Below are 18,245 nucleotides of genomic sequence, written 5' to 3'. Positions count from 1 at the left end.
TTATCCGGTGTCGGCTAATGGCGCCGCGTCAAAACGGCGCCAGCTCAAAACTCAGTGATTATGGTGGTGGTGCTCCTGCTCTTCTGCCTGCGGAGATTCCATCGCCCCCATTTCCCCATGATTGCCGTGGTCACTGTGGCCCCCATGGCCAAGAGCTCCCCAAATAGTCCAGATACCAAACAATAAAATAGCCGCTGCAAAACCCAGACGCACTCCCGGTTTTTGCACAATATTGCGCACTTGCACAGCCGCAGCACCGGTGGCCAGCATGGCCGGTAAGGTTCCGAGACCAAAAGCAAACATCGCCAAGGCCGATCGCTCAGCACTGCCCTGAGCCAGTGCAAAGGTCAGCGCACTGTAAACCAGGCCGCAGGGCAACCAGCCCCACAGGGAACCGAGGGCAACCGCCTGCCCCGCAGAGCGAACTGGCAACAATTTCGCAGAGAGAGGCTGCACATAGCGCCATAAATAGCTGCCACCCTTCTCCAGCCATACCAGCCCACGCCAGATACCGGCCACATAGAGCGCCATAACGATCAGCATAATGCCCGCAGCGAAGCGCAGCGGCGTCAGGGCAGGAATAATCGCAGCACCCAGAGCGCCAGCGAGCGCCCCCATTAACGTATAACTACCGAGACGTCCCAATTGGTATGAGCCGAGCTGTACCCAAGCTGTTTGCTTGCCGGGCACCGCCATTCCGAGCGCACCCGAGATACCCCCACACATACCAATACAGTGGCTGCTGCCCAGAAACCCGATGGCGAGCGCAGCCGCCAAAAACCCCCAATCTCCCACTGGTTACTTCTCCTTGTCCGAATCCGCTGCGGGCTGATTCTGCACGTCATCCTCAAACAGTATTCTCCGGCCCTCAGTCTCGAGGTCATCGTACTGGCCGTTATTTACCGCCCAGAAAAAGAGTTTTACAGCGAAGGCAACCAAGGCCACTGCAATAGGGATCAGGAAATAGAGACTGTCCACAATTCACTCCTCTCTTTAATTTGCATGGTGTGCCTGCATACCAGGCACCGAGCTGTCCGCACTTTCCGTCGACGCATTGGCACGGGACAGGCGCAAGGCGTTAAGAACCACCACCAGCGAACTGGCCGACATACCAATGGCCGCAGCCCAGGGCGGTACCAGGCCGCAAACCGCCAACGGTAGTGCAATGGCGTTGTAACCCAGGGCCCAGGCCAGATTTTGCCGAACTATCTGGCGGCATTTGCGCGCCAGGGAAATTGCCTGGGGAAGCACCTGCAGGTCACCATTCAGCAAGATGGCATCGGCACGGGATTGAGCCAAGTCCGCAGCGGACATCATCGCCACCGAAGCATCCGCTCCCGACAGTACCGGGACATCATTGAGCCCATCGCCAACCATCAGGACCTTCTCTTCACCGGCCTGTAACTGCTGCATATGGGAGAGCTTGTCTTCCGGTGAAGCACCGGCACGGAAGTGGGCAATGGAAGCCTGCGAGGCCAGGCGCTGAACCTCGTTGGACTGATCACCACTCAGTAACTCTACCGACAAGCCCAGTTTTTCCAGCTGATGTACCGCATCCCGAGCTGTCTCACGCAGTTGATCCCCCAAGGCGATCCAGGCGATAGGGCCGCCTCCATCAGCAAGCAGCAACCACTGCCCCTCACCCTGCGGCTGCGCCAGTATTTCAGGTGCAGCGAAATCGGCACGGCCCAGGCGATAATCAACCCCTTCGATCTGCCCCTCCAGGCCACGACCGGTATGCACCTTCAGCTTGCTCGCTGTAAGGTTGCCGCGCCAAGCGCGAAATGCACGGGCCAAGGGGTGGTGGGTCTGTGATTCCAGGGCTGCAGCTACATCCTTAACCCGCTGTTCGGCCCAGCCATCGCGCATCAATTGAATTTCCAGGATGCGCGGCTCACCGCGAGTTAGGGTGCCGGTTTTATCGAACACAACGCGACTGATACGCGGCAGTGTTTCCAGAAGGCTGCCACCGGCCACCAGGAGCCCCAGTTCCTGCAATCGCAAAGTCGCTGAGGCCAGCGCCGCCGGTGTCGCCAGGGACAAAGCACAGGGGCATGTCACCACCAATACAGACAGAGCTACCCAGAAAGCCCTGCTCGGGTCCAGCTGCCACCAAACCGCAAAGGCCCCCACAGCCGCCAGCAATACAACTCCGACAAAAACACCGGCGACCCGGTCTGCCAGGGCCACCTGGGCCGGCTTATCCAGTTGGGCGCGCTCCACCAGACGCTCGATAGCAGACAGCCTTGTAGACTGGCCGGCTGCGGTCACACGCACAGTCAGGCTGGAGTCACCGTTGACACTGCCTGCATACACAGGACTGCCCACGAGCTTTTGCTGCAGGGCGGATTCGCCACTGAGCAGCGACTCATCCACGCCACTCTCCCCTTCCAGCACTTCGCCGTCAGCGGGAATCGTGTCGCCGGGCCGCAACAAAATCCGGTCGCCAGCCACCAATGCGGCCACCGGTACATGAACCACTTCATCGCCTTGATACCTGGCTGCAGTCATCGGCAGCAGCTGGGCCAGGCCGCCACTGGCGAGCCCAGCACGATGACGCGCACGCATCTCAACCGTGCGCCCGAGCAGCAAGAAGAAGGTGAACATGGAGATGGATTCGAAGTACACCTCGCCGGTGCCAAACACCGTAGCGTAGAAACTGGCACCGTAGGCCAGGCCAATAGCGATGGAGACAGGTACATCCATACTCAGGTGACGGGCGCGCAGGCTGCGCAGTGCTGCGCTAAAGAAGGGGCGCGCCGCATAGAACACCACTGGTGTCGCTACCAATAGCGACACCCAACGGAAATAGCGCTCAAACTCACCGACACCATCGCTACCAGCGCCAAAGTACAGGGCGATAGCGAACATCATCACCTGCATGGTACCCAGGCCCGCAACCCCAAGGCGGCGCAGGGCTGCCCGATGTTCGGCCTGGATCACATTTTCCCGGTTGGCAGCGGTGGCCGGAGCCGGGCGATAGCCAATGCGCTCCAGCGCCTCAAAAAGCTGGCTCGGTTTAATCTGCTCAGGATCAAACACAATCTGGGCACGCTGGGTACTGGCATTGACTGAGACCTTTCCAACCCCCGCCAAATGTCCCAGGTGCTTTTCAATCAACCACACACAGGCGGCACAGGTAATTCCACCGATCAGCAGCGCCGCCATCTTGCTGCCGCCATCCCAGTCGTGAACAAACTGCTGCTGTACTTCGGGGAGATCGTAGGCGGTCCAGCGGTCCCGCGGCTGGGCCTGTTCCGGGCGGTCACTTTGCTTTTCCCGGTAGCGATAGAAGCCATCCAGGCCACCGGAAACAATGGCCGTCGCCACGGCCTCACAGCCGGGGCAACACATATCACGTGCAGCCCCCTCAATAACAACCGAATGGTTGCTACCGGCAGGGACCGGAAGTCCGCAGTGATAACAGGAGGATGTCATCGACTGGCAGCGTTCAGGGGCGCCGCCTCACCCAGATCGAAATTAATCTCTCCCTTAAGACGCCACTCTGCGTTTTTGTGGAGCTCAGGATCGAGTTCAGGCATCAGGCGCAGATACCAGCGATTGTTCAAATCCACGGGCACAGAGCCTGAATAGCGCCCAACGGAGAGCTGGGATAACACAATATGCTGATCCAGATCTTCCTCTAGCGGGTGGCTGAGGGTAAGCAACAGCTTCTCGGGATACTCGGTATTACCGTTCAGTTCGACAACCACCCCGCGATCGCCCCGCTGGAACTGGACCATCGCCGCCAATCCCAGGGCTTTGGCCCGCTGGTCCTGCTCAGCAGAAAAATGGTACATACGGCTGTCTTTGTGATAAGTGTCCCTGACCTCATCGTCAGCGTGGCGCACAGCTATAGAAACCGTGATAGAGGACACTACCAGCACTGTAATCAGCGGTGCCAGGACCATCCAGGCCCAGAATTCCCGATACCAGGGTTTCGAGGTTGGTTCATTCATCGCGTTACCAAAAATTACCGTTTTATGCAGAAAAGTCGAGCCCACCTGGGCGGGCCCGTACTTTGCAACGGGAACGGCGTCCCGTCTACTGCTTGGGACCAATAAATACCGTTCGGTGCTTGTCGACCAGCTCAGGGTTATCGACAGCCTCCACTACGATATCGATATCGTGCTTGCTCTCTTTCAACTGTGTCTTGGGCACACTCACCCGGATCGGTACCGGGAAAATCTCCCCCGCCTCCAGGTAGATCGTACGCGGCTTGCGAACCGAATAATCGTAATTCGGGTTGCCCTCCACACGGATAGTGAACTCATGTGCCGCTTGATCCATATTGCTGATCTTCACGGTATACACATTCTGCACCAGTCCCTGGGATACTCGGTACATTCGCGCACCGCGATCGCGGGTAATTTCAGTCTCAATCGGGTTGCGTGTAGCCACCTGATGGGAGAACAAGCCAACCATTGCCAACAGGACAATGGCATAACCAAACAGGCGCGGACGCAGGTAATTGGTCTTTCCGGTCTCCAATTCGTCTTCTGAGGTAAAACGAATCAGGCCGCGGTCATAACCCATTTTGTCCATGACGCTGTTACAGGCGTCAACACATAGACCACAGTTAATGCATTCATACTGCATGCCATCGCGAATATCGATATCCACAGGGCATACCTGCACACACCAGTAGCAGTCGATACAGTCACCCATACCCTCGGCCTTGTAGTCCACGTTCTTCTTGCGTGGACCACGGGTCTCGCCGCGCTGTGCATCGTAATAGACCGCAAGAGTGTCCTGGTCGTACATCACCGACTGAAAGCGCGCATAGGGGCACATGTACTTGCACACCTGCTCACGCAGGAAGCCCGCATTCATGTAGGTGGCAAAAGTAAAGAAGGCGACCCAAAAGACCCCCTGCGGATGGGCATCAAAGGTCGCGAGGTCTACCACCAGGTCGCGGATACCATAGAAGTAACCAACGAAAGCCAGAGCTGTGGCGAGAGAAATCAGCAGCCAGATAGCGTGGGTGCCACCTTTACGCAGGATTTTCTCCGCGTTCCAGGGGGCCTTATCGAGCTTCATCCGCTTGTTGCGATCGCCCTCACAAACTCGCTCGGCCCACATAAACATCATGGTCCAGACAGTCTGTGGACAGGTAAAACCGCACCAGACCCGCCCCATCCAGGTGGTAACGGCAAACAGGGCAAAGGCAGCAATAATCAGCAACCAGGCTAGCAGGAAGCCATCCTGTGGGCCGAAGGTGGTACCGAGGATATGAAACTGGCGGGTGGGAAGATCGAAGAAGACAGACTGGCGCCCGTCGATATTAACCCAGGGGATAAAGAAGAAAGCCAACAGTAACGGTAGGCCGGTATATTTGCGAATCCGGGTGTAAATACCACGGATATGGCGAATATAAATTTTGTCATCCGATTCGTAGAGCATGCGGTAGCGAACTTCACCGTTACCTTCCTGCTCTTCGCGGGTGGGAATCAAGTCACTCACAAAAACCTCACTCTCGCACGGGCATTATCTGCACGCGGGCACAGTCAGCCACTTATGTATGAGGCTTTTATCTCCGTCCCTGCAGCACCCGGAGTTCCTTCCAAAAAATAAGGCCCAGCATAGCCGGGCCCTATTCGATTACTGCTGTTCCTCGTCCTGTTTGGACAAGTTGTAGACATAGGCCGCTACTAAGCGGATCTTGTCTTCGCGCAGCTTATCTTTCTGCGCGGGCATCATATTGCTACGGCCGCTGCGGATCGTGTGCTGGATTTGCGCACGATCGCTGCCATACAGCCATAGGTCATCGGTCAGGTTTGGCGCACCGAGGAGCTGGTTACCCTTGGCGTCCATACCGTGACAGGCCATACACACGGTATTGAAGACCTTCTGTCCTTCCGCAGCCATAGCCTTGTCATGCTCGAGGCCATTCAGGGAGAGAACATACTCAGTGGCGTTCTTAACACCTTCTTCCCCAATCACCGGCCCTTGCGGAGGCATCATGCCCTGACGGCCGTTGTACAGGGTTTCCAGGATTTTCTCCGGGGTACCGCCGTAAAGCCAGGCGTTGTCGGTCAGGTTAGGGAAGCCGAAGTTACCGCCGGCATCCGCACCGTGACATACAGCACAGTTGTTGGCGAAGATACGGGAACCCATTTTCAGTGCCTGCGGGCTCTGGGCGATTTCCTCGATGGGCATATCGAGATAAATGCCAAACTGCTCGTCGAACTTCTCCTGGGCCTTAGCCTGGGAAGCTTCCAGCGCGCCGACAGATGACCAACCACCAAGGCCTTTGAAGTTACCCATGCCCGGGTAGATCACCAGGTATACCGCTGAAAACACCAGCGTGGCGATAAACAGCATGAACCACCACTTGGGCAGAGGGTTGTCGTACTCCTCAATGCCGTCGTACACGTGGCCTGTGGTTTTGTTTTCCGGTTCTGCCTGGTCGTCAACTGCCACTTTTCGGTTGGCGAACAACACCCAGGTAATCAACGCCAGATTGGCGAGGGTGAGTACAATTACCCACACACTCCAGAATGTACTCATTACTTGTCCTGCCCCTGTTTTCGTTCAGTCCCGGACTCTTGCCCGGATTTGGATTCATCCTTCTGAGCGGCCGACTCATCCTTATCGGCCTGTTGCTCTTCATCGGCAAATGGCAAATTGGCATCTTCCTCGAAGCGCTTCTTGCGCTTCGGAGAGAAGGCCCACCAGCAGATAGCCAGAAAGGCGATTGATCCCAAAACCAGTCCGATTTCCCGCAATGTTTCGATAGTCACGAGTTTCCTTCCTCGCTATTAGCGTTTTTGGGTAACCAGGGTACCCAGCTGTTGCAAGTAAGCGACCAGAGCATCGATTTCCTTAACCTTGCCGCCTTCGAAAGGCTTGGAGGCGTTGGCGATGTCCTCATCGGTGTAGGGCACACCGACGAAACGCAGTGCTTCCATCTTGCGCGCGGTGTAATTGCCAGTAACTACATTGTCGAACAACCAAGGGTAGGCCGGCATGATGGACTCGGGTACAACGCTGCGCGGGTTGTACAAGTGAGCGCGCTGCCACTCATCGGAGTAACGGCCACCTACACGAGCCAGGTCGGGACCGGTACGCTTGGAGCCCCACAGGAAGGGGTGCTCGTACACGGATTCCTCGGCCATGGAGTAGTGTCCATAGCGCTCCACCTCAGCGCGCAACGGGCGCACCATCTGGGTGTGACACACGTGACAGCCTTCGCGGATATAGATATCGCGGCCTTCCAGCTCCAGTGCGGTCAGCGGCTTCTGGCCCGGCAGGGGCGTGTAGTTCGCCTTGGTAAAGAACTGCGGAACGATCTCCACCAGAGCGCCGAAGCTAATGGCGATAATGATGAAAAAGATCATCCAGCCAATATTTTTTTCTACGATGTCATGATTCTTCACGGTCTGCTCTCCTATGCCGCCGGTACAGCTCGAACGGTGTTATCGGCTTCGGCATCGTTTACCTTCTCGGTGATCGTACGGTAAACGTTGTAAGCCATCAGCAGCATGCCCAGCAGGAACATGGCTCCGCCCAACCAGCGCACTACATAACCTGGGTGGCTCGCAACCACACTTTCCACAAAGCTATAGGTCAGGGTGCCGTCAGCGTTGAATGCACGCCACATCAGGCCCTGGGTAATACCGTTCACCCACATAGCAGCGATGTACAGTACCGTGCCTACAGTAGCCAGCCAGAAGTGCGCGTTAATCAGCTTGGTGCTGTACATTTCGCGACGCTTCCAGAGCACTGGAACCAGGTGATAGAGAGCACCGATAGAAATCATGGCAACCCAGCCCAATGCACCGGAGTGTACGTGGCCAACAGTCCAGTCGGTGTTGTGGGACAGGGCGTTTACAGTCTTGATGGACATCATCGGGCCTTCGAAGGTGGACATACCGTAGAAGGACAGGGATACCACCAGGAAGCGCAGGGTCGGGTCGGTGCGCAGTTTGTGCCAAGCACCGGACAGGGTCATGATGCCGTTGATCATACCACCCCAGGATGGAGCCAGCAGGATCAGGGACATTACCATCGCCAGGCTCTGGGCCCAGTCAGGCAGCGCTGAGTAGTGCAGGTGGTGGCCACCAGCCCATACGTACAGGGAAATCAGGGCCCAGAAATGCACGATAGAAAGCTGGTAGGAATAAACCGGACGGCCCGCCTGCTTAGGTACGAAGTAGTACATGATCCCCAGGAAGGCAGCAGTCAGGAAGAACCCTACTGCGTTATGGCCATACCACCACTGGATCATTGCGTCCTTGGTGCCTGAGTAGATAGAGTAAGACTTGAAAGGAGCAACCGGGATCTCCAAATTATTAATAATATGGAGTACAGCAATAGTGACGATATAAGCACCGAAGAACCAGTTCGCCACGTAGATGTGGGAGGTTCTGCGCTTCATGATGGTACCGAAGAACACCAGCGCGTAGGCCACCCAAACCAGGGCGATCAGGATATCAATCGGCCACTCGAGTTCGGCGTATTCTTTAGTGGAAGTGAAGCCCATCGGCAGGGTGATAGCCGCTGCCACGATAACGGCCTGCCATCCCCAGAAAGTAAAGGGAATCAGCCAGCCGCCCCACAGGCGAACCTGACAGGTGCGCTGCACTACATAGTAAGAGGTGGCAAACAGAACACTACCACCAAAGGCGAAAATTACCGCATTGGTGTGTAATGGCCTCAAGCGCCCAAAGTGCGAGAAGGGCTGCCAGAAATCATTGAGTTCTGGCCAGGCCAGCTGGGCCGCGATCAATACGCCCATGCCCATACCAAAAATGCCCCAGACCACGGACATGATGGTGAACTGGCGCACGATATTGTAGTCATAGTCCGGCACAGGGCCGGTCTTTGCCACCGTTGTCGTCATGTTTAAACTTCCGTTGCTTTTTTAAAATCGGTTCCACTGAGCGGGACTGGCCCACCGCATGGTCTGCGGCAGCTATGCGCAAACACAGCTGTCACTTTATTGGCCAGATAAGGATTTAAGCGCACCCCGCACTAGCCAAGGATGATCTAAATCAACTAAATCAATTTTCTTCCCTTACCGGCGGCGATCCGCAGACGCAGGGCGTTGAGCTTAATAAAGCCCTCTGCATCTTTCTGGTCGTAGGCCCCGGCATCGTCTTCGAAGGTAGCGATACGCTCGTCGAAGAGGCTGTCCGCAGAACGGCGGCCCACAGCGCTCACACTACCCTTATAGAGTTTCAGGCGTACTTCACCGTTAACCACCAGCTGGGATTCATCGATCGCAGCCTGCAGCATGCTGCGCTCCGGTGACCACCAGTAGCCGTTATAAATCAGCTCAGCGTAGCGCGGCATCAGGGAATCTTTCATATGAGCCACTTCGCGATCCAGCGTGATGGACTCAATGGCGCGGTGCGCCTTCATCAAAATGGTGCCGCCAGGTGTTTCGTAGCAGCCGCGGGACTTCATTCCCACGTAGCGGTTTTCCACAATATCCAAGCGACCAATGCCGTTGGCTCCGCCCAACTTATTCAGTTTCTCAAGCAAAGTAGCAGGGCTTAAGCGCTCACCGTCGATAGAAACGGGATCACCCTTCTCAAAGCCCAAAGTAATATAGGTCGGCTCTTCTGGTGCAGCTTCGGGGCTGACACTCCAACGCCACATATCTTCCTCGGCTTCCGCCCATGGGTCCTCAAGGTTGCCGCCCTCGTAAGAGATATGCAGCAGGTTGGCATCCATTGAGTAAGGGGATTTCTTTTTGCTGGAGGAGAAATCCACCGGAATTTTATGCTGTTCGCAATACTGCATCAGCTTTTCGCGGGAGTTTAGGTCCCACTCGCGCCAGGGAGCAATTACCTGGATACCTGGCTTCAACGCATAGGCGCCCAGTTCGAAACGCACCTGGTCGTTGCCCTTGCCAGTGGCGCCATGGGAGATAGCATCGGCACCGGTCTCGTTGGCAATCTCGATCAGGCGCTTGGCGATCAGCGGGCGCGCGATGGAGGTGCCCAGCAAATACTCGCCTTCGTAAATCGCATTGGCACGGAACATCGGGAAGACGAAATCGCGCACGTACTCTTCGCGCAGGTCGTCGATATAAATTTCTTTTACACCCAGGGCCTCAGCCTTGGCTCGGGCGGGTTCCACTTCCTCGCCCTGGCCGATATCAGCGGTAAAAGTTACCACCTCACAACCGTAAGTTTCCTGCAGCCAGCGCACAATTACCGACGTATCCAGTCCGCCGGAATATGCCAGTACTACCTTCTCGATTTTGCTCATTGCTATCCTCTGCTGCCGGGAACACGCCGTCACAACATTAGGCACGGCGATATGGATCGCCTCTGCGCGAATTAATGTCGGTCTGGGGGAGTTATTCTTGGAGGTATACCCAGGGTCGGTATTATGGGCACAATAATACCCACACTGTTTATCGGGGCGCGATTGTAGCGCCTCAGCTCGCAATCGACTAGCGCCAAGACACTTGTAGACACAATTGATTAATTTTTAACCCTTTTGTGCATCGCAATTTCACCCCGCATCGGGTAGCATGCGCGCCGCACAACGACTCACTACAGCGTCCAAGACCACGGAGTACCATGACGGAGCAAATCACTCTTCGCGCCCCTGACGACTGGCATATTCACCTGCGCGATGGCGCCGCCCTAGAACGCACAGTAGGCGATGCCGCCCAACAATTTCACCGCGCAATAGTGATGCCCAACCTGGTACCACCAGTTACCAACGCCGATATGGCCCTGGCCTATCGCGAGCGTATCCGCGCGCATATTCCGGCCGGCCGCGCTTTTGAGCCGCTGATGGTTATTTACCTGACCGATAAGACCGATGCCGAAGTAATCCGCCAGGCGCACGCTGCCGGTGTGATCGCAGCAAAACTATACCCTGCCGGAGCAACCACGAATTCCGATTCCGGGGTAACCGACATCGCCAATATTTACCCCGCCCTGGAGGAAATGCAGTCCTGCGGCATGAAGCTGCTGCTGCACGGGGAGGTAACCACCAACGATATCGATATTTTCGATCGCGAGCAGGTATTTATTGAGAAAACTCTGTCGCGCTTGGTGGAAGATTTTCCCACGTTGAAAGTGGTTTTTGAGCACATTACCACTGCCAATGCCGCTGAGTTTGTACAGAATGCCCGCGATGGTGTGGCCGCGACCATTACCGCCCACCACCTGCTGTACAACCGCAACCATATGCTGGTTGGTGGTATTCGCCCGCACTACTACTGCCTGCCAATCCTCAAGCGCGGCGATCACCAGTCAGCTCTGATCGAAGCGGCCACCAGCGGCAGCCCGAAATTTTTCCTCGGCACCGACTCGGCCCCCCACGCTCACCATAAAAAAGAACACGAATGCGGCTGCGCCGGTTGTTACACTGCCTACTCCGCCATAGAGCTGTACGCCGAAGCTTTTGAGCGCGCCGGCAAGCTGGATAAGCTGGAAGGTTTCGCGAGTAATTTCGGGCCCGACTTTTACGGTCTGCCACGCAACCAGGACACCATCACCCTGGTCAAACAACCGTGGACCCTGCCGGAAAGCCTGGATATGGGCGGTGAGAACCTGATACCCCTGAATGCCGGTGAAACCCTGAACTGGAAACTCGTATAATTCCGGTTTGAACTGTTGCGGGCCAATAGCAAGCCCGCTCATGCCGGGGTCCAAGCAACCCCGGCACAATTGAGATTTACAAGGACCCAAAGTGACCCCCGCGGAAGAACCAACAGGACCCAAGAGCCCCCTCGCCCAGCGATTTCGCGGCTTCCTGCCGGTTGTTATCGACCTGGAAACTGGCGGCTTTAACGCGCGTACCGATGCCCTGCTGGAGATTTCGGCGGTTATTCTGGATATGGATGCGGAGGGCAACCTCGTCCCCCATGAGACCCACAGTTTCCACCTGGAACCATTTGAGGGCGCCAACGTAGAGCAGTCGGCCCTGGACTTTATCGGTATCGACCTGGAGTCCCCCGATCGCGATGCCTGGCCTGAAGAAATCGCCCTGCCAGAGCTGTTCCGCAAAATCCGCAGCGCGGTGAAAAAACACAGTTGTACCCGCGCCATCGTGGTTGCTCACAATGCCCATTTCGACCTGGGATTTGTTAACGCCGTCGTTGAGCGGACCGGAATCAAGCGCAACCCATTCCATCCCTTCTCCTGTTTCGATACCGCCAGTCTCGCCGGGCTCGCCTATGGCCAAACGGTTCTGGCCAAAGCCTGCCAGGCCGCAGGTATCGAGTTCGACAATAGCTGCGCCCACTCCGCAGAGTACGATGCGGAGAAAACCGCAACCCTGTTCTGTGGAATCGTAAACAAGTGGCGGGAAATGGGCGGCTGGCCACTGGCTACCGAGGCACCTGCAGAGCAGGAAGTGGAATAGCCCCAGAAATTACCTCTGAGTGACACACCGTGCCGCTGCACCCGGCGGCAAACTGACCGCTATGTGCAGCGCTTAGGCGTTTGGGTGATTTTTTGTTCAAAACAATGTATGATGTCCGGCCAACCCATAAACCGGATAGTTATCGTGGCCAAAAAAGCATCCTCGTCTTCCAGTCGCAAGCAGAGCGCTCCGTTAGAGACCAGCGAGAGCATTGAAGCGCAGGTGCAGGCTTTCCTGGCCAAGGGTGGCGAGATTGAGCAGGTGCCCAAGGGTGTGAGCGGCCAGACCAACACCTCCGGCCCCAAGCACATCACCCTGGGTAAGAAGCCTCGCAGCTAAACCGCTCGTAACTGGCTTCACTAATTAGCCCAACAAAAGGCCCCGACTTCAGCACTTAATTACACTTGATTAATGGTGACTGAGAAACCGGGAGCACAAAAAAGGCCGCTTTAAAGCGGCCTTTTTAATTTAAGGGTTAGCCTGGATCAGGGCATTTCTTCCAGCTCAGCACCCTCTTTCACTGGCGGCATCAGATCTTCTTTGGAGATCTTCAGTCCCATCAGCACGTTTGCTGCCACATACACAGAAGAGTAGGTACCTACAACCACACCGACGATCAACGCCAGGGAGAAGTTGTGGATCAGCTCCCCGCCGAAGAACTGCAGCGCCCACAACACCAGCAAGGTCGTGAACGAGGTCATAAAGGTACGGCCCAGGGTCTGGCTAATGGAGATATTAATAATCTCCTCAGTCTCAGCCTTGCGCACCTTGCGGAAGTTCTCACGAATACGGTCAGATACCACGATGGTATCGTTCAGGGAGTAACCGATCACCGCCAGCACCGCCGCCAGTACAGTGAGGTCGAAGTCCAGCCCCAGCAGGGCAAAGAAGCCCAGCACGATAATCACATCGTGCCCCAATGCCGCTACGGCACCAACGGAGAACTTGTACTGGAAGCGCAGGGCCACGTAGATCATCACCAGGGCCAGAGCCACCAGCATGCCCAAGCCGCCATCATCGCGCAGCTCGGCACCTACCTGAGGACCCACCATTTCCACACGGCGCAGGGTGACAGTACCATCGCTGCCTGCACGCAGCACTTCTACCACCTTGTCGCCAATCGGTGTAACAGCTTCCTGATCAGTAGCACTGATCTGGGTTTCCTCTTCAGTTACCTCCGGCGGCAGCTTGATCATCAGCTCGGTTTCGGAGCCGTAGTTCACTACCGTAGCGCCATCATAGCCAGCATTTTCCAGCTGGGTGCGCACATCGTTAATAAACGGCGCAACTTCGTAACCCACTTCAACCTGGGTACCGCCGGTGAAGTCCAGGCCAAACTTCAGGCCCTTGGCCGCCAGTATGCCAATCGATGCCAGTACCAGGATGACAGAAACAACCGCGGCAATCTTGCGCCAGCGCATAAAGTCATAAACGCGCTTGCCCATGTACTCGGTGATCTTACCGTTTTCCACTTTGGTCTCACTCATGGCCAGTCTCCTTAAATCCAGAGTTTCTGTACACGGCGACCGCCGTAGAACAAGTTAATGATTGCACGGGTACCCATAATGGCACTGAACATGGAGGTGAGAATACCGATGGACAGGGTTACCGCGAAGCCCTGAACCGGACCGGAACCAATAGCGTACAGAATAACCGCCACAATCAGGGTGGTGATATTCGCATCCACAATGGTGCTGTAAGCATTATCGAAGCCGGCGGTAATCGCCGATTGCGGAGGCATCCCATTCCTGAGTTCCTCCCGTATTCGCGAGAAAATCAGCACGTTGGCATCCACCGCCATACCCACGGTCAGAACGATACCGGCAATACCCGGGAGCGTCAGGGTAGCGCCGAGAATCGACATCACCGCCACCAGCAGAATCAGGTTGACTGCCAGAGCCAGGTTCGCGGCCAGGCCAAATACGCGATAGGAAATCAGCATACAGATAAGTACCGCCAACAAGCCGTACTCTACCGACTGAATACCCACCTTGATGTTATCGGCACCCAAAGATGGGCCAATCACGCGCTCTTCCACAAAATACATGGGAGCTGCCAGGGCACCGGCGCGCAGCAGCAGGGCCAGTTCCTGGGCCTCTGCGGGGCTGTCCAGGCCGGTAACACGGAACTGCTTGCCGAGGGCACTCTGCACGGTAGCCAGGCTGATAATCTTCTTGTCTTCAGTCCTGATCTGCTCGGTGATCTCGTTGCCCTCCGCATCGATCTTGGTTTGCGGGGTAAAGCGGGTCTCGATAAACAGGGTGCCCATACGGCGGCCCACATTTTTCCAGGTGGCACGGTGCATGAGTTCACCGCCACGGGAATCGAGGGTGATATTTACCTGGGGGAAGCCGCTCTCGTCATAGCCGACACGAGCGTTGGTAACGCTGTCACCCTTGATAATAATCTTGCGCTCGAGCCAGGCACCGCCGTACATCTGCTGCGTCTGCTCGCTGCGGTACTCGAAGTACTCCTTGTTGGTAACCAGCTCATCGGGGCGGGCTTCCATACGGTACTCGAGGTTGGCGGTCTTACCGATAATACGCTTGGCCTCGGCGGTGTCTTGCACACCGGGCAGCTCTACAACGATACGGTTGCGCCCCTGGCGCTGAACGATCGGCTCTGCCACGCCCAGCTCATTCACCCGGTTGCGCAGGGTGGTCAGGTTCTGGCTAACCGCGTAGTCCTCAAGCTGCTTGATCTCCTGCTCAGACAGGGTGGCACGGATCTCCAGGTTCTCACCACTGCCGGATTCGCGCAGCTGCAGCTGCGGGAATTCCTTACGCATGGTAGAGAGCGCCAGGTTGCGCAGTTCATCACTGCGGAAACGGGCGACGATTTCGCGATCGTCGATCAGGTCAACACTGCGGTAACGGGCCTTGGCTTCACGCAGTTTGGTTTTCACATCCTGTGCATAGCCTTCCATATTGGTTTTTACGATGGTGTTGGTATCCACTTCCATCAGGAAGTGCACACCGCCAGCCAGGTCGAGGCCCAGCTTCATCGGGCTTGCGCCAATATCGCTCAACCACTGAGGCGTGGTGGAAGCCAGGTTCAGGGCAACCACGTAATCGCTGTGGCCCAGGGCCTCCTGAATCGCGCGCTTGGCCGGCAACTGCTCATCCTGGGACTCAAGGCGAATCAATATCGCCTTATCGCCCACCTCTCCGCCAAAGTGCGCAATCCCCGATTCATCCAGGGCCTTTTGTGCTTTGGTGAGGACATTCTCATCCATCACCATGGCACTGGACTGCCCGGAAATCTGCACCGCAGGGTCCGGCTTATAGAGATTGGGCGCGGCGTAGATAAGGCCAAAGGCCACAACCGCGAGAATCAGAAAGTACTTCCAGATCGGGTAGCGATTCATGCTGTTCTCATTGTTCTAGTGTGACCCCGAGGGCCGGTAAATCTTGGCAATTTGCCTGGATATGCGGGCAGTATACGCAGAATGCAAGGTACACCGCCCCCAATAAAAGTGGGGGCTGATTATACGGGGATCGGATGAACGGACAAATGACAGGGGCACAATCGTGCGATCGACTGTGCCCCAGATAGGATAAAAGTACGGCGCTATCAGGCCTCTAGCGCTGGAACCTCACGGCCCAGACCGCGGTAGAACTCCGCGACATACGCCTCCAGTTCATTGGCGGCGATCGCATCGCGCAGCTTTTGCATCAGGCGCTGGTAGTGGCGCAGATTGTGAATTGTATTCAGCTGCGCACCGAGAATTTCACCACAGCGATCCAGGTGATGCAGGTAAGCGCGGGAGAAATTTTCACAGGTGTAGCAATCGCACTCTTCTTCCAAGGGGCCCGTATCATGGCGATGCTTGGCATTGCGGATCTTCACCACACCTTCAAAGGTAAACAGGTGGCCGTTGCGCGCATTGCGCGTGGGCATGACACAGTCGAACATATCCACACCGCGACGCACCGCTTCAACAATATCTTCCGGCTTGCCCACGCCCATCAGATAGCGCGGCTTGTCTTCCGGCATCTTGTGCGCCAGATGATCCAATACCTTGATCATCTCCTCTTTCGGCTCACCCACCGACAGGCCGCCAATGGCATAGCCATCGAAACCAATCTCAGTGAGGCCGCGCAGGGACACATCGCGCAATTCCGGGTACATACCGCCCTGCACAATGCCGAACAGCGCAGACGGGCTATCGCCATGGGCTTTCTTGGAGCGCTCCGCCCAACGCAGGGACAGCTCCATAGACTTGCGCGCTTCATCGGTAGTGGCCGGATAAGGCGTGCACTCATCGAAGATCATCACGATATCCGAACCCAGGTCCCGCTGAACACGCATGGATTCTTCCGGGTCCAGGAATACCGGGCTGCCATCAATGGGTGAACGGAAAGAAACCCCCTCTTCCGTAATCTTGCGCAGCTCACCCAGGCTAAATACCTGGAAGCCGCCGGAGTCGGTGAGGATAGGGCCAGACCATTGCGTGAAGTCGTGCAGGTCGCCATGGGCTTTAACCACTTCGGTACCCGGGCGCAGCATCAGATGGAAGGTATTGCCCAGAATAATTTGTGCACCAATGCCCTCGATATCTCTCGGCAACATACCTTTAACAGTGCCGTAAGTACCCACCGGCATAAACGCCGGGGTTTCCACCACACCGCGAGGAAAACGCAAACGGCCACGACGGGCCTTGCCATCAGTGTTATCCACTTCAAACTGCATAAAACATTCGCGGCTCACTGGGTATCTCCTTTCGCTGGTGCGACTTCTTCTTTTTTGGCATTGGGATCGCGGGTAATAAACATGGCGTCGCCGTAACTAAAGAAACGGTAACGCTCCTCAACAGCAGCTTTATATGCGGCCATCGTATGCTGGTACCCCGCGAAGGCACTCACCAGCATCAACAGGGTGGATTCCGGCAGATGGAAGTTGGTGACCAACTTATCCACAACCTGAAATTCATAGCCGGGATAAATAAAGATATCCGTCTCCCCCACCGTGGCCTGCAATTCGCCACCGCGCGCCGCACTTTCCAGTGCGCGCACACTGGTGGTACCCACCGCAATCACACTGCCATTTCGGGCACGGCAAGCGGCTACGGCATCCACCACTTCCTGGGAAACATCCAGCACTTCGCTGTGCATCTGGTGCTCAAAAATATTATCCACGCGCACCGGCTGGAAAGTCCCGGCACCCACATGCAGGGTAACGAACACAACCTCGACACCTTTATCCCGCAGCGCGCCGATCATTTCATCGTCAAAGTGCAGCCCCGCCGTCGGCGCCGCCACAGCACCTGCATTGCGGCCGTATACCGTCTGGTAGCGCTCGCGATCGCTGGCATCGTCTTCGCGATCAATATAAGGAGGCAGCGGCATATGGCCGAGGCGATCCAAAATCGCCAGCACGCCCTCTTCTTTTGGGAAGGACAGCTCAAACAGCGCATCCTTCCTGCCAGTAACCTCTATACGGGTACCGTCTTCAAGAACGATGCTGGAACCGGGTTTGGGAGACTTACTGGAGCGCACATGGGCCCAGATATCCGTCTCATTGAGCACCCGCTCCACAAGGATTTCCAGCTTACCGCCGGTTTCCTTCTGCGCGAACAAACGTGCCGGAATCACCCGGGTATCGTTAAAGACTATCAGGTCACCTGCCTGTACCTGGTCGAGAATATCTGGAAACTGCCGATGTGTAATGGCCCCGCTGGGCCCATCCAGACACAAAAGACGGCTGCCGCGGCGCTCTTCAGTAGGCGCGCGGGCGATCAGCTCATCGGGCAGATGAAAGTCAAAGTCCTGACGCTGCATGGAATCCTGGAAATCTAGAAACTATGGAGAGGTCGCGAAGGTTATAGGAAATTTTAGGAGCTGTTAACTGGCGCGACAGAAAATGCCGTAAGTCATTGAAATCACTGGTTGACCCCGGCCAAAGCATTG

At 56.3% G+C, this 18,245-nt stretch carries 17 protein-coding genes; 3 read left to right on the top strand and 14 right to left on the bottom strand.

The window, feature by feature from the left end; translation table 11 throughout:
* Positions 1-51: 51 nt before the first annotated feature.
* The 10 genes from G367_RS0106450 to G367_RS0106405 form a co-directional block, all read right to left on the bottom strand.
* Entirely contained in the window at positions 52-795 is a 744-nt protein-coding gene (locus G367_RS0106450) for a sulfite exporter TauE/SafE family protein (RefSeq protein ID WP_020412297.1), read from the bottom strand.
* Positions 796-798: 3 nt separating this feature from the next.
* Positions 799-978, bottom strand: a complete 180-nt coding sequence (gene ccoS, locus G367_RS0106445; RefSeq protein WP_020412296.1) for a cbb3-type cytochrome oxidase assembly protein CcoS — start codon at positions 976-978, stop codon at positions 799-801.
* Positions 979-993: 15 nt separating this feature from the next.
* The gene (locus G367_RS23250) at positions 994-3,438 is read right to left on the bottom strand and encodes a heavy metal translocating P-type ATPase (RefSeq protein WP_020412295.1); all 2,445 of its coding nucleotides are present in this window, start codon (positions 3,436-3,438) and stop codon (positions 994-996) included.
* Positions 3,435-3,959, bottom strand: a complete 525-nt coding sequence (locus tag G367_RS0106435; RefSeq protein ID WP_020412294.1) for a FixH family protein — start codon at positions 3,957-3,959, stop codon at positions 3,435-3,437. The genes G367_RS23250 and G367_RS0106435 overlap by 4 nt, the downstream gene beginning before the upstream one ends.
* 85 nt (positions 3,960-4,044) lie before the next feature.
* A complete protein-coding gene (ccoG, locus tag G367_RS0106430; RefSeq protein WP_020412293.1) occupies positions 4,045-5,463 on the bottom strand; it encodes a cytochrome c oxidase accessory protein CcoG in 1,419 nt (472 codons plus the stop codon).
* A gap of 138 nt (positions 5,464-5,601) precedes the next feature.
* Positions 5,602-6,510, bottom strand: coding sequence for a cytochrome-c oxidase, cbb3-type subunit III (gene ccoP, locus G367_RS0106425; protein ID WP_020412292.1), 909 nt, complete (start codon positions 6,508-6,510; stop codon positions 5,602-5,604).
* A complete protein-coding gene (locus G367_RS0106420; protein WP_020412291.1) occupies positions 6,510-6,743 on the bottom strand; it encodes a CcoQ/FixQ family Cbb3-type cytochrome c oxidase assembly chaperone in 234 nt (77 codons plus the stop codon). The genes ccoP and G367_RS0106420 overlap by 1 nt, the downstream gene beginning before the upstream one ends.
* An 18-nt stretch (positions 6,744-6,761) precedes the next feature.
* Positions 6,762-7,379, bottom strand: a complete 618-nt coding sequence (ccoO, locus tag G367_RS0106415) for a cytochrome-c oxidase, cbb3-type subunit II (protein WP_020412290.1) — start codon at positions 7,377-7,379, stop codon at positions 6,762-6,764.
* An 11-nt stretch (positions 7,380-7,390) separates the two neighbouring features.
* Complete coding sequence (gene ccoN / locus G367_RS0106410) at positions 7,391-8,845, bottom strand: cytochrome-c oxidase, cbb3-type subunit I (protein WP_020412289.1); 1,455 nt, start codon at positions 8,843-8,845, stop codon at positions 7,391-7,393.
* A gap of 155 nt (positions 8,846-9,000) precedes the next feature.
* Entirely contained in the window at positions 9,001-10,221 is a 1,221-nt protein-coding gene (locus tag G367_RS0106405) for an argininosuccinate synthase (RefSeq protein WP_020412288.1), read from the bottom strand.
* A gap of 317 nt (positions 10,222-10,538) precedes the next feature.
* On the opposite strand from G367_RS0106405, the gene pyrC reads away from it, so the two are divergent.
* From pyrC to G367_RS0106390, 3 genes are all read left to right on the top strand, one after another.
* Complete coding sequence (gene pyrC / locus G367_RS0106400; RefSeq protein WP_020412287.1) at positions 10,539-11,570, top strand: dihydroorotase; 1,032 nt, start codon at positions 10,539-10,541, stop codon at positions 11,568-11,570.
* 91 nt (positions 11,571-11,661) lie between these two features.
* The gene (gene rnt / locus G367_RS0106395; RefSeq protein ID WP_020412286.1) at positions 11,662-12,336 is read left to right on the top strand and encodes a ribonuclease T; all 675 of its coding nucleotides are present in this window, start codon (positions 11,662-11,664) and stop codon (positions 12,334-12,336) included.
* An 84-nt stretch (positions 12,337-12,420) separates the two neighbouring features.
* On the top strand, positions 12,421-12,675 hold the full coding sequence (locus tag G367_RS0106390; RefSeq protein ID WP_425411204.1) for a PFL_1563 family small protein: 255 nt from the start codon (positions 12,421-12,423) through the stop codon (positions 12,673-12,675).
* Between the two features lie 146 nt (positions 12,676-12,821).
* Here G367_RS0106390 and secF read toward each other — a convergent pair whose 3' ends face one another.
* From secF to queA, 4 genes are all read right to left on the bottom strand, one after another.
* Complete coding sequence (gene secF / locus G367_RS0106385) at positions 12,822-13,823, bottom strand: protein translocase subunit SecF (protein WP_020412284.1); 1,002 nt, start codon at positions 13,821-13,823, stop codon at positions 12,822-12,824.
* An 11-nt stretch (positions 13,824-13,834) separates the two neighbouring features.
* Positions 13,835-15,703 carry a protein translocase subunit SecD gene (gene secD, locus G367_RS0106380; protein WP_020412283.1) on the bottom strand — a complete coding sequence of 623 codons (1,869 nt, stop codon included), beginning with the start codon at positions 15,701-15,703 and terminating at the stop codon, positions 13,835-13,837.
* Positions 15,704-15,909: 206 nt separating this feature from the next.
* A complete protein-coding gene (gene tgt / locus G367_RS0106375; RefSeq protein WP_040628384.1) occupies positions 15,910-17,028 on the bottom strand; it encodes a tRNA guanosine(34) transglycosylase Tgt in 1,119 nt (372 codons plus the stop codon).
* 14 nt (positions 17,029-17,042) lie between these two features.
* Positions 17,043-18,116, bottom strand: a complete 1,074-nt coding sequence (gene queA / locus G367_RS0106370) for a tRNA preQ1(34) S-adenosylmethionine ribosyltransferase-isomerase QueA (protein WP_020412281.1) — start codon at positions 18,114-18,116, stop codon at positions 17,043-17,045.
* Positions 18,117-18,245: the final 129 nt, after the last annotated feature.

The organism is Microbulbifer variabilis ATCC 700307 (genome assembly GCF_000380565.1).
In the GTDB taxonomy this organism is placed as follows: Bacteria; Pseudomonadota; Gammaproteobacteria; order Pseudomonadales; family Cellvibrionaceae; genus Microbulbifer; species Microbulbifer variabilis.
The sequence above is the reverse complement of the archived record's forward strand: the minus strand, read 5'-3'. Positions and strand labels throughout refer to the sequence as shown.